Origin of the sequence: Polynucleobacter necessarius, assembly GCF_900095205.1 — a bacterium.
GTDB classification, from domain to species: domain Bacteria; phylum Pseudomonadota; class Gammaproteobacteria; order Burkholderiales; family Burkholderiaceae; genus Polynucleobacter; species Polynucleobacter necessarius_E.
The window spans coordinates 1,770,554-1,782,508 of record NZ_LT606951.1 but is presented as its reverse complement, the minus strand read 5'-3'; the positions used below and the strand labels follow the sequence as shown (position 1 = coordinate 1,782,508).

10 protein-coding genes and 1 pseudogene are annotated in these 11,955 nt (G+C 45.7%); 8 read left to right on the top strand and 3 right to left on the bottom strand.

What is annotated here, in order from left to right; translation table 11 throughout:
* Positions 1 to 66: 66 nt before the first annotated feature.
* The 4 genes and pseudogenes from rplU to proB form a co-directional block, all read left to right on the top strand.
* Entirely contained in the window at positions 67 to 378 is a 312-nt protein-coding gene (rplU, locus tag DXE37_RS09835) for a 50S ribosomal protein L21 (RefSeq protein WP_114637368.1), read from the top strand.
* A 19-nt stretch (positions 379 to 397) separates the two neighbouring features.
* Positions 398 to 658, top strand: a complete 261-nt coding sequence (gene rpmA, locus DXE37_RS09830) for a 50S ribosomal protein L27 (RefSeq protein ID WP_011902041.1) — start codon at positions 398 to 400, stop codon at positions 656 to 658.
* Between the two features lie 89 nt (positions 659 to 747).
* Positions 748 to 1,806 (top strand): Obg family GTPase CgtA, encoded by a 1,059-nt coding sequence (gene cgtA / locus DXE37_RS09825; protein WP_114637367.1) that lies wholly within the window; start codon positions 748 to 750, stop codon positions 1,804 to 1,806.
* Between the two features lie 51 nt (positions 1,807 to 1,857).
* Positions 1,858 to 2,637, top strand: a pseudogene (gene proB, locus DXE37_RS09820) (glutamate 5-kinase); the annotation flags it as partial.
* Here proB and DXE37_RS09815 read toward each other — a convergent pair.
* Both DXE37_RS09815 and DXE37_RS09810 read right to left on the bottom strand, forming a co-directional pair.
* Entirely contained in the window at positions 2,637 to 3,038 is a 402-nt protein-coding gene (locus tag DXE37_RS09815; protein ID WP_114637365.1) for a CNP1-like family protein, read from the bottom strand. The pseudogene proB and the gene DXE37_RS09815 sit on opposite strands and share 1 nt — an antisense overlap.
* Before the next feature lie 169 nt (positions 3,039 to 3,207).
* Positions 3,208 to 3,807 carry an RNA pyrophosphohydrolase gene (locus tag DXE37_RS09810; RefSeq protein ID WP_114637364.1) on the bottom strand — a complete coding sequence of 200 codons (600 nt, stop codon included), beginning with the start codon at positions 3,805 to 3,807 and terminating at the stop codon, positions 3,208 to 3,210.
* Between the two features lie 48 nt (positions 3,808 to 3,855).
* Between DXE37_RS09810 and DXE37_RS09805 the strand changes: the two genes are divergently transcribed.
* Positions 3,856 to 5,592: a proline--tRNA ligase gene (locus tag DXE37_RS09805; RefSeq protein WP_114637363.1), complete on the top strand. Its 1,737-nt coding sequence runs from the start codon at positions 3,856 to 3,858 to the stop codon at positions 5,590 to 5,592.
* An 18-nt stretch (positions 5,593 to 5,610) separates the two neighbouring features.
* Here the strand turns inward: DXE37_RS09805 and ffh are convergent, their stop codons facing one another.
* Positions 5,611 to 6,993, bottom strand: a complete 1,383-nt coding sequence (gene ffh / locus DXE37_RS09800; protein WP_114637362.1) for a signal recognition particle protein — start codon at positions 6,991 to 6,993, stop codon at positions 5,611 to 5,613.
* A 113-nt stretch (positions 6,994 to 7,106) separates the two neighbouring features.
* Here ffh and DXE37_RS09795 point away from each other — a divergent pair, with 113 nt between their 5' ends.
* The 3 genes from DXE37_RS09795 to DXE37_RS09785 all read left to right on the top strand — a co-directional run bounded on the left by DXE37_RS09795 (position 7,107) and on the right by DXE37_RS09785 (position 11,930).
* On the top strand, positions 7,107 to 7,862 hold the full coding sequence (locus tag DXE37_RS09795) for a cytochrome C assembly family protein (RefSeq protein ID WP_231971321.1): 756 nt from the start codon (positions 7,107 to 7,109) through the stop codon (positions 7,860 to 7,862).
* 3 nt (positions 7,863 to 7,865) lie between these two features.
* Positions 7,866 to 8,681 (top strand): 1,6-anhydro-N-acetylmuramyl-L-alanine amidase AmpD, encoded by an 816-nt coding sequence (ampD, locus tag DXE37_RS09790; RefSeq protein ID WP_231971320.1) that lies wholly within the window; start codon positions 7,866 to 7,868, stop codon positions 8,679 to 8,681.
* A gap of 267 nt (positions 8,682 to 8,948) precedes the next feature.
* Positions 8,949 to 11,930: a ribonucleoside-diphosphate reductase subunit alpha gene (locus DXE37_RS09785; protein ID WP_114637360.1), complete on the top strand. Its 2,982-nt coding sequence runs from the start codon at positions 8,949 to 8,951 to the stop codon at positions 11,928 to 11,930.
* Positions 11,931 to 11,955: the final 25 nt, after the last annotated feature.

Below are 11,955 nucleotides of genomic sequence, written 5' to 3'. Positions count from 1 at the left end.
AATAATAGGCTTAGCTAGTCCAGGGTGGATTAGCTTAAATGTAAATATTAATTGAGGTTTCAAACCATGTACGCGGTCATAAAAACCGGTGGCAAACAGTATAAAGTTGCTGCAGGCGAAAAATTGAAAATAGAACAGATACCAGCGGAAATCGGCAGCGAAATCACTCTTGACCAAGTCCTCGCCGTTGGCGAAGGCGCTTCGCTGAAATTAGGTGATCCATTAGTTAATGGTGCAGCTGTGATGGCCACCGTCGTCTCCCAAGGACGTCACGATAAAGTGACAATCTTTAAGATGCGCCGTCGCAAGCATTATCAAAAGCACCAAGGCCATCGTCAGAATTTCACTGAAATTTTGATCAACACGATTAAAGTCTAATTCACGGTAGGAGAAAGATATGGCACAGAAAAAAGGCGGCGGCTCAACACGAAATGGCCGCGACTCAGAATCGAAACGCCTAGGCGTTAAGGTATTTGGTGGCGAGCATATTAATGCTGGCAGCATCATCATTCGTCAACGTGGCACACGTGTTCATCCAGGTGCTAACGTTGGTATTGGTAAGGATCACACATTGTTCGCATTGATTGACGGACAAGTGGAATTCGGCGTTAAGGGCGCATTGAAAAAGGCCCAAGTTTCAGTCTTGCCTCGTTCATAAGGCGCCTGACTGAGACACGTTTGATTCAGATTTATTCCGAATTTAATTCTCTTAGGAACAGGCCTCGCTTAGCGAGGCCTTTTTTATTCATGAAATTTATAGACGAAGCACGTATTGAAGTAATCGCCGGGCAAGGTGGCACCGGTAGTGCCTCTATGCGCCGAGAAAAGTTCATTGAATTTGGTGGTCCAGACGGTGGCGATGGTGGCAAGGGCGGTAGCGTCTGGGCAACCGCTGACCGCAATATTAATACGTTGATTGATTACCGTTACGCAAAAACACACACTGCAAAAAATGGTGAGCCTGGTCGTGGTGCGGATTGCTATGGCCGTGCTGGTGATGATATTGAACTGCGTATGCCTGTTGGCACAATCATTTCTGATTACGAAACTGGCGAGCCTATTGCCAATTTAACTACGCACGGCGAGCGTCTTTGCTTAGCCCAAGGTGGTGTTGGTGGCTGGGGAAATATTCACTTTAAGAGTAGTACGAACAGAGCGCCACGTCAAAAGACGAATGGTAAGCCTGGTGAACGTCGTAAGTTGAAATTGGAGCTCAAGGTATTAGCCGATGTTGGTTTATTGGGGATGCCTAACGCAGGCAAGTCCACATTGATTACTGCGGTTTCTAATGCGCGTCCAAAGATCGCTGATTATCCATTTACCACTTTGCATCCAAATTTGGGTGTTGTACGTGTGGGCGCTGAGCGGAGTTTTGTTATCGCTGATATTCCTGGCTTGATTGAAGGCGCTGCAGAGGGTGCGGGTCTAGGATATCGTTTCTTGAGGCACTTACAGCGTACCGGTGTTCTATTGCATTTGGTGGATATTGCTCCATTTGATGCGAATGTCGATCCAGTAGCCGATGCTGTGGCGATCGTGAATGAGCTGCGGAAGTATGATGAAGCTTTGGTTGAGAAACCGCGTTGGTTGGTGTTCAATAAGGTCGACATGATTCCGGAAGAGGATCGCAAAAAAGTGGTTGCTGACTTTGTGAAAAAGTTTAAGTGGAAGGGTCCCGTTTTCGAGATTTCCGCTTTGACTGGTATGGGTTGCGACAAGCTTTGCTACTCATTGCAAGATTATTTAGATTCTGTGCGCCGTGATCGAGATGATGCTGATGAGCGTGCTCAAGATCCTCGATATTAAGATCAGCTAGAAGATAAAAAACCGGATTAAATAGTTAGTTGGCTCTTTGCTATGAATGCTAAAAAAACTCTACGTATTGTTGTTAAAGTGGGCTCTAGTTTGGTCACTAATAATGGTGAGGGTCTAGATCATGCTGCGATTGCGATGTGGGCCGAGCAAATGGCCAACTTATTAAAAGCTGGGCATGAAGTGTTAATGGTTAGCTCAGGCGCCATTGCTGAAGGTATGCAACGCCTGGGCTGGGCTAAACGTCCACAAGAGATCCATCAATTACAGGCTGCTGCTGCGGTTGGTCAGATGGGTTTAGTGCAGGTTTATGAGAGTTGTTTCGCTCGCTTTAATTTACGTAGTGCGCAAGTTTTATTAACCAATGCGGATTTAGCAGATAACGAACGTAATGCCAATGCTAGGGCTACTCTGGATACTTTATTGAAGTTGGGAGTGGTTCCCATCACTAATGAGAACGATACTGTCGTAACTGATGAAATTAAGTTTGGTGACAACGATAGCCTTGCTGCATTGGTGACCAATTTAATACATGCAGACCTATTAGTCATTTTGACTGATCAAGGTGGTTTATTTACTGCTGATCCTCGCCTGAATCCAGACGCAGTATTGCTAACCGACGCTACAGCTGGAGATCCTGCTTTAGAAAAAATGGCTGGTAGTGCAGCTAGCGAGCTTAGCAAGGGTGGAATGCTGACCAAGGTTCTAGCTGCTAAAGAGGCGGCTAAAACGGGAGCTAATACGATCATTGCCTCTGGGCGTGAAGATCAAGTATTAACGCGGCTAATCGAGGGCGCGCAAATTGGTACGCGTTTAATTGCTCGTCAATAACCGATTATTTGACCCATTGAGTTGCTGGGTTTAGTTCCGCCAGTAAAGCTTTTGGGATTGAGTGAATTCAAAACAGTTGCGCTGCTTTTTTCTTGAGTATTAAAGCTGCAGAAGGCTCCAGAAGCTAATACTGTCTGATAGCGATTAGTTACTTTGGGCTTAATGTCATTCCAACTGTTTAAAGGGCTTTTAACCAACTTATTATTCTCAAATGTTCCATAAAGGCGCCATTGATATGTGTCGCAGCGAATTCCCGCATACTGCACTTGCTCCCCACCACTGGGGTTGGTGATCGCTACCGTATAGCGAGTAACGCCATCAGCAGCAATTAGGATGGAGCTTGTATCAGCTGCAAACTTGAAAACAGTCCCCGGAGAAACATAGAACGGCTGCAATGTCGATTTATTGGGCCCATTTTAACGGCAACGTAGTTTCCCCCTCCTTAAAAACCATGGGTGTAAAGGGATCTAGACCGCTTTGCATGGGGTCGCCTGAACAAGCTAATTAAGCAGGATCCAATAGCAATGCTGATTACATATTTGTTGAGTTTGCCAATGGAAATATTCATTTTTGTTTATCTGATTTTTCTGAAGATTGAGAGTTTTCTTCGGTGCTGGGATAAAAAGATTGCAATAGGTCTAGTGGAGAGCCCCAGGCAAGTTGCTGCATACGCATACCACGAGAGAGATATCGTGCTAGTTCGGATAGTGCTAATTGATAGACTTCTCGCTTAAAGTCAATCACTGCATCTAGCTGTATCCAAAAAGGCACCCAGCGCCAGGCATCAAATTCAGGGTGTTCCGAGGCTCTTAACTGGATATCGCTGTCTAAACCTACTAGGCGCAAGAGAAACCAGATTTGCTTTTGGCCGCGATAGGCGGCACGATGAATGCGACTTGAGTGTTGGCGACGCAAATATTCCTCAGGGACGTCATAGCGAAGCCAGTCCCTAGTCCGTCCAATAATTTGGACATGTTCTGGTAGTAAGCCAACCTCCTCTTGCAGTTCGCGGTACATAGCCTGTTCAGGGCTTTCACCATGCTGAATCCCGCCCTGCGGGAACTGCCACGAATGCTGCCCAACGCGCTTTCCCCAGAAAACCTCGTTACAGCTGTTGAGGAGGACAATGCCGACATTCGGGCGATACCCCTCACGGTCAAGCATGATCGTGCCTCAAATCCTTTAAAATCAACGATTTGATTATAGCCATACATGAAAGCATTACAATCATTTCTCGCCACCTTAAAAGAAGCCCCCTCTGACGCTGAGGTGGTTTCGCACAAATTAATGGTGCGCGCAGGTTTAATACGCAAGCTGAGTGCAGGCATTTATAACTATTTGCCGCTCGGTTTAAAGGTCATTCGCAAGGTGGAAAACATTATTCGCGAAGAAATGAATCGTGCAGGTGCAATTGAATTATTGATGCCAATGATTCAGCCTGCTGAACTTTGGCAAGAGACTGGCCGTTGGGAAAAGATGGGGCCAGAGTTACTCCGCATTAAAGATCGCCATGATCGTGATTTCTTGATTCAGCCTACTTCAGAGGAAGTGATTACTGATTTAGCTCGCAATGAAATTCGAAGTTATAAGCAACTGCCCGTGAATTTTTATCAGATTCAAACTAAATTTCGTGATGAGCGACGCCCACGTTTTGGCATCATGCGTGGTCGTGAGTTCAGCATGAAAGATGCTTACTCTTTTGATCGAGATGCCGAAGGCCTAAAGAAGTCTTATCAAACGATGTTTGATGCTTACACGCGCATCTTTAAGCGCATGGGTCTTCAGTTCTGTGCAGTAACCGCTGACAACGGCGCCATCGGTGGTTCTGGTAGTCAAGAGTTTCATGTGATTGCAGACACTGGCGAAGATGTCATCGTATATTGCCCAAATTCTGATTACGCAGCCAATCTAGAGGCAGCTGAATCTTTGGCATTAATTGCTGCTCGCGCCGCGGCAACCGCTGTATTGGTAAAGGTACCAACACCAGATAAAACAAACTGTGCTGATGTCGCTCAGTTTTTAAATATCCCGCTTGAATCTACTGTGAAGTCCTTATTATTTGCAGTTGATCAAGAAAATGGATCAGCAAAACTCTTTATGTTGTTAGTGCGTGGTGACCATGAGCTAAATGAAGTAAAAGCATCAAAGATCCCTGGAATGGCTGAATCTCGTTTTGCTACTGAGGCTGAAATTAAGCAAGCTTGCAATGCACCTGCTGGCTATTTAGGCCCCGTTGGCATTAGCGCTGACGTGACTATAGTTGCTGATCGTACTGTCGCTAATATGGCAGATTTCGTTTGTGGTGCAAATGATGCTGGGCATCACTTGACTGGCGTGAACTGGGGCCGTGATTTGCCTGAGCCATTGGTTCTCGATATTCGTAATGCAGTCATCGGAGACCCTTCCCCGGATGGTAAAGGTGTAGTTGATATCTGTCGTGGGATTGAGGTGGGTCACGTCTTTCAGTTGGGCACACGTTATTCAGAGGCGATGGGCTGCACTTACCTAGACCAGCAAGGCAAAGCCCAGCCAATGGTGATGGGTTGCTACGGAATTGGAGTGACTCGTTTGCTCGGCGCTGCAATAGAGCAAGGTCAAGATGAGAAAGGCATTATTTGGCCAATCTCTATGGCACCATTTGAGGTGGTGATTTGTCCTATGGGTTACGAAAAATCAGAGGCTGTTAAAGCAGCATGTGATCAACTGCATGACGAGTTGTTGGCTGCTGGTATTGATGTGATTCTGGATGACCGCAATGAGCGCCCTGGAGCGATGTTTGCTGACTGGGAGTTGATTGGAGTACCATTCCGTGTGGTGATTGGTGATCGTGGTCTAGCTGATTCTCAAGTGGAATTCAAAGGCCGTATTGACGCTGAGTCTCAGAACATCCCGTTAAATGACATCAAAGCTAAAGTGATTACTGCAGTACAAACTGCAAAACAATCGTAAGCTCCACTTTCGATTTAATTATTTCTTAAAGAGTCCGCTAATACCTTTGGCGGCTCCTTTGGCAGCCATGCTGGCCATAGTGCGCGCCATCTTGCCACCCTTGAATTGCTTCATCATGGTTTGCATTTGCTCGAATTGAGCAAGTAGGCGATTTACTTCTTGCACCTCTACTCCCGACCCTGCAGCGATGCGACGCTTGCGACTCGCTTTGAGTAATTCAGGTTTTCTACGTTCTTGCGGTGTCATGCTGTCAATGATTCCGCGCATCCGCGTAGTTTGCTTGTCAGCATTACTCAGATTGGCTTTGGATGCCGCTTGGACAACTTGACTGGGCAATTTATCCATCAAACTCGCCATGCCGCCCATCCTTTGCATCTGCATGAGTTGATCACGAAAATCTTCCAGATCAAAACCGCCCTTGGAAATCTTACTGGCTAACTTTTCTGCTTTGGCAACGTCAACGTGTTGTTGCGCTTGTTTAACTAAAGCCAGAATGTCGCCCATTCCCAAAATACGGTTAGCCATGCGTTCAGCATCAAACGCTTCAAGACCATCCATCTTCTCGGCAACACCGATAAATTTGAGGGGAACACCAGTAACTTGACGAACCGAGAGTGCCGCACCACCACGTGAGTCGCCATCAAGTTTGGTCAGGATCACGCCGGTCAGCGGAAGGGCTTCATGGAAGGCCTTGGCAGTATTTACGGCATCCTGGCCGAGCATCGCGTCTACTACGAATAAGGTTTCAATTGGATTGAGGCTCGCATGCAAAGTTTTGATTTCTTGCATGAGTGCTTCGTCAATGCCGAGACGACCTGCGGTATCGACTAAGACAACATCAAAGTAATGACGACGTGCCCAGTCAAGCGCGGCAAGGGCGATGTCATTTGGCTTTTGACTAATATCGCTTGGGAAAAATTCTGCACCTACCTGCTTGGTGACGGTTTCTAATTGCTCAATCGCTGCTGGACGATAGACGTCACAAGAAACAGTCAGCACCTTCTTTTTCTTTTTCTCTTGTAACCATTTTGCTAGCTTTCCAACCGAAGTGGTCTTACCAGCACCCTGCAAACCAGCCATTAATATCACTGCGGGCGGTTGGGTTGCTAAATTGAGATCACCACTTTGGTTGGTGTCGCCCATCATTACTTGGGCAAGTTCACGCTGTACTACCCCTACAAGCGCCTGGCCAGGACTAAGGCTACCAACCACTTCTTCGCCAAGGGCTTTAAATTTAATTTGCTCCAGCAAAGATTTCACTACTGGAAGCGCTACGTCAGCCTCCAATAGGGCTAAACGGATTTCCCGTAGCATTTCTGCGGTGTTGGCTTCAGTGAGGCGGGCTTGACCCCGCATTGTTTTAACAACGCGAGATAGGCGGTCGGTGAGGTTTTCTAGCATTTATCGATTAGACTTTCCAGATGGATATTTTAGGTTACTCAAGATACGGATGGCTCCCTTCTGTACTTTATTTAGTTCTTTTGCTGGTTTTAAGCTTCAAAGCCAAGAGTGGCTTGGAGTCCAGGTCCTCAACCGTCTTGGTGCAAGCTGCTATTTTTGTGATTTTGGTGATTCATGGGGTGCAACTTCATGATTCCGTCTTCACCCCTCAAGGCTTTGTGTTTGGATTTGCGCAGGATTTGTCCTTAATTGCATGGGTTGGCTTGGCCTTTTATTGGTTTCGGTCTTGGTTTTTGCCTATCTCTAGCTTGCGATGGATGGCCTTAATGTTTGCGCTGATTTGCGCTTTTTTGCCCAGTCTTTTTCCAGGGGCAGTTATATCGCCTAAGGCTGTTTCGGATCCTTGGTTTAAGGGCCATTTTGTTGTAGCAACCGTATCCGTGGGTTTGTTGAGTTTGGCAGCCATGCATGCTATGCTGATGAGCGTTCAGGATAGGGCATTACATCGTCAACTAGCCATTATTCCCAATAGTCGATTTGCAAATTGGTTGGAAGATCTCCCCCCGTTAATGACTATGGAAAGTCTCTTATTTAGCTTGCTCTATGTTGGTTTTGCACTTCTCAGTTTGACGGTTTTTTCTGGCTTGCTTTTTTCACAGACCTTATTCGGCAAGCCGCTTGTTTTTGATCACAAAACAATCTTTGCTTTGGTGTCTTGGTTTTTGTTTGGCGGACTTTTGTTGGCTCGCTGGAGGGTTGGTCTGCGTGGTAGAGCGGCTATTCGTTGGGTTTTAAGTGCATATACAGCCTTGTTGCTTGCTTATGTTGGAAGCCAGTTTGTGCTTGAAGTTATTTTTCAGAGGTCATGATTCTTGTTTAAGTGGCTTTTATTGTTTGCTGGCGCAGGCCTTTTTTACCTTTGGATCAAAGGTAAAAAACAGGCTAAGCTTGATTCAGAAAATCCCATCGATCTCAATAAGAATAAGCCTAAGAAAGTGATTGACCCTGAAGTAATGGTGCAATGCCAATACTGTAAATTACATCTACCGGAATCAGAAGCGCTTCAGCATGACAGTCGTTTTTACTGCTCAAAAGAGCATCTTCAAGTTCTAGATTCAGAGGGTTGGATCGGGAATGCACATTGGTGTGTTTCGCCAAATCAAGATGCTAGACCAGAAAATATCTCACCTGATCTGGCGGTAATTCATCACATAAGCCTTCCCCCCGGTGAATTTAAAAATCAGACTTCAAGCCACCATATCGTTCATTTTTTTCAAAATAAGCTCGACCCAAATGGGCATCCGTATTTTGCGGAGATTGCCAACCAAAAAGTATCCAGCCATTTTTTGATTACTCGCTCTGGCCAGTTAATGCAGTTTGTATCTACTCAAAATAAGGCTTGGCATGCGGGTAAGTCTTCATTCTTTGGCAGAGATAAATGCAATGATTTTTCACTTGGGATTGAGTTGGAGGGTGATGGTGAAACACCATTTGAGGAAGTTCAGTATGAAGCCTTGAATAATCTTATTAAGAAAGTGGCAGGCGCTTACCCCCAACTACAATTTGCAGGACACAGCGATATTGCGCCCGATCGCAAAACAGACCCTGGAAAATATTTTGATTGGAAAAAGTTCCAAAAAGAGACGGGTATTTCTCCAGATAAACTGCCTTTTGGCTTAGGTTCTTGATAAGCTCTTTTTGTATGTGAGCGTACGCTTACATTCCTAGCCTTTATCTAAAAAGGGCTCAAAATTCCGCATCAAAATGACTCAAAAATAAGTGGAAAAATTAGTAAAAATACTAATAAAGAATTGTCATAAATAGCTTACCAAATACTAAATAATTCCCTATACTTAGTGCCTAATGCACTTAAAAACACTAGATGTAGTGTTTTAATCAAGCAATACCTTATTGTTTTTTAACGATATTTTGTCCAAATTATATGCAGGAGCAACATGACATACGCTAATCCACAGACAGCAAGCCAACCAACCGGGGCCAATAATCCAGGAATGAGTCCTGCGGGGGCAATCAATCAAGCTCCTTCTGCCGGTTTTGTGGCTGGTGGTGTAGGCGGAACGCAGGCAATCCAGTTATCTGATTACAAAATTATTCGCCGCAATGGTTCAGTAGTTGCTTTTGAGCCATCCAAAATTGCAATCGCCGTAATCAAAGCATTTTTAGCGGTTAATGGCGGTCAAGGTGCTGCCTCTGCACGCGTACGTGAGCAAGTTGAGCAGTTGACTCACTCTGTTGTGCGCGCTTTGTCGCGTAGCCGACCAAATGGCGGAACTTTCCATATTGAAGATATTCAAGACCAAGTTGAATTGGCTTTGATGCGTAGTGGTGAGCATAACGTTGCTCGTGCTTATGTTCTTTATCGCGAAAAGCGCAATCAAGAACGTGCAGCCCAGCAAGAAGTTTCCCAAGATGCACAAACTGCAAATCAGGCTGGTGAGTCTGGTATCAAAGTGACTGATAACGGTGTTGAGAAGTGGCTTGATATGGCCGCTCTGCGCACAGTCATTGAGGCGGCTTGTGAAGGTTTAGGTAACCATATTGACGCCACTCCAATCATCACTGAAACCATTAAGAATCTCTACGATGGCGTACCAATGGCCCAGGTATATGACTCTGCTATCTTGGCCTCCCGCACTTTGATTGAAAAAGACCCTGCATACAGCCAAGTAACAGCACGTATCTTGATGCATGTGATTCGCAAAGAAATTTTAGGTAAGGAAGTATTGCAGGGTGATATGCAAGCTGAATACAGCACTTACTTTGCGAAGTACATCAACGAAGGCATCTCTGTGGAATTACTAGATCCACGTATGCGTGAGTTCGATTTGCCACGCTTGGCCGCCGCTTTGAATGCGAGCCGGGACTTGCAGTTCAATTACCTCGGTTTGCAGACTTTGTATGACCGCTATTTCTTGCACATTGAAGACCGTCGCATTGAAATGCCGCAGGCTTTCTTTATGCGTGTCGCGATGGGCTTGTCTCTAAATGAGTTGGATCGCGAGCGTCGCGCGATTGAGTTCTATGAAATCCTCTCTACGTTTGATTTCATGTCTAGTACCCCAACATTGTTCAACTCAGCAACGACTCGTCCTCAGCTTTCCAGCTGCTACTTGACGACTGTTGATGATGATTTGGATGGCATCTATGAGGCATTGAAAGAAAACGCCTTGTTATCTAAATTTGCGGGTGGCTTGGGTAATGACTGGACTAATGTTCGTGCATTAGGAAGCCATATCAAGGGTACCAACGGTAAATCACAAGGTGTTGTGCCATTCTTGAAAGTAGTGAACGATACTGCAGTTGCTGTCAACCAAGGCGGTAAGCGTAAGGGTGCGGTTTGCGCCTACTTGGAAACATGGCACTTAGATATCGAAGAGTTCTTGGAGTTGCGCAAGAACACTGGTGACGACCGTCGTCGTACCCATGACATGAATACCTCTAACTGGATTCCTGACTTATTCATGAAGCGCGTAATGGAAGGCGGAGATTGGACATTGTTCTCACCATCCAATACCCCAGATTTGCATGACAAATACGGCAGAGCGTTTGAAGAGGCTTATGTTGCTTACGAGCAAAAGGCTGAACGCGGTGAATTGAAGCCATTCCGCTGTATTCCAGCACAACAGTTGTGGCGCAAGATGCTTGGTATGTTGTTTGAAACTGGTCATCCATGGATCACTTTTAAAGATCCTTGCAATATTCGCAGCCCGCAACAGCATATTGGCGTAGTTCACTCATCTAATCTTTGTACTGAGATCACTCTCAATACGAACGAGACTGAGATTGCAGTTTGTAACTTGGGTTCTGTGAACTTAACTGCTCACATGACTACAGATGCCAATGGCAAGATGATTTTGGATCATGAGAAGCTCCAAAGAACTGTTCGCACAGCAATGCGCATGCTGGATAACGTGATCGATATTAACTACTACGCAGTAACTAAGGCGCGTAATTCAAACTTGAAGCATCGTCCAGTCGGTATGGGCATCATGGGCTTCCAGGATTGCTTGCATATGCAACGCATCCCTTACGCCAGTGATGAGGCTGTGAAATTTGCTGACTCTTCAATGGAAGCGGTTTGCTACTACGCTTATCAGGCATCGAATGAGTTGGCTGAAGAGCGCGGTGTTTATAGCACCTATAAAGGCTCTTTATGGGATCGTGGCATCCTCCCGCAGGATTCAGTAGCGATGTTGGCGGCAGAGCGTGGAGGTTATGTAGAAGTGGATAACTCTTCCACTATGGACTGGAGTGGGTTGCGTGCACGTATTAAGCAACACGGTATGCGTAACTCCAATTGCGTAGCAATTGCGCCAACAGCAACAATTTCTAACATTATTGGTGTTTCAGCTTGTATCGAACCAACATTCCAGAACTTGTTCGTGAAATCCAACCTTTCTGGTGAATTCACAGTGGTGAACGAGTACTTGGTGCGTGATTTGAAAGATCGCGGCCTTTGGGATGAGGTGATGATTGCCGACTTGAAGTACTTTGACGGTACTTTATCGAAGATTGATCGCATTCCACAAGATCTTCGCGATTTGTATGCGACTGCTTTTGAGGTTGAGCCTAGTTGGTTGGTTGAAGCGGCTTCCCGTCGTCAAAAGTGGATCGATCAAGCTCAGTCATTAAATATCTATATGGCAGGTGCTTCCGGTAAGAAATTAGACGACACCTATAAGTTGGCTTGGTTACGCGGCTTGAAGACAACTTACTACCTCCGTACTATGGCCGCAACTCATGTTGAGAAATCCACTGTTACTAGCGGTCAATTGAACTCTGTTTCAAGTGGTGGCGGAGTAAATGGCACTGATGCAGCTGCGGCAAGTGCTGCGGGTGGAGTTGAAGCTGATGGCCCCGTTTGCACAATGCGTCCAGGCGATGCTGGTTTTGAAGAATGTGAAGCATGCCAATAAGCTTTTCGCTTATTGGCCATAATTA